The sequence below is a fragment of the Pseudoalteromonas sp. S1727 genome (assembly GCF_005886375.1).
GTDB classification, from domain to species: domain Bacteria; phylum Pseudomonadota; class Gammaproteobacteria; order Enterobacterales; family Alteromonadaceae; genus Pseudoalteromonas; species Pseudoalteromonas haloplanktis.
Genome location: NZ_PNDT01000286.1, coordinates 1 through 350 on the forward strand (window position 1 = coordinate 1; position 350 = coordinate 350).

1 pseudogene is annotated in these 350 nt (G+C 48.9%); it reads left to right on the plus strand.

What is annotated here, in order from left to right:
• Positions 1-323 (plus strand): annotated as a pseudogene (locus tag CWB85_RS22040) (S8 family serine peptidase); the annotation flags it as partial.
• Positions 324-350: the final 27 nt, after the last annotated feature.

The following is a 350-nucleotide window of genomic DNA, read 5'->3' on the forward strand; positions in this document are numbered from 1 at the left end:
CCAGTGTTGAGCTTGGCGCACCAGGCAGCGCTATCTAATCATCTGTACCAGGCAATGATTATGCAACTTCTTCTGGCACGTCAATCGCCACGCCGCATGTGGCGGGTGTTGCGGCTGTGGCGGGGTCCCATAATCCACCCCTACCAACAAGTGAGGATAAACAGTTGGTAATGAGCAGGGGGGATGACAACACCCAGTTACAAGGTAAAACACTATCAGGTAAACGCCTTAATCCTAATAGATCGCTAGAAGAAGCCGATCCAACACCAAGTTTTAAATTATCAGTAACACCAACTAGTCACCAGATCACTGCCGGTGAAACGACACCCTAAACATTCTAAATTGGCTCC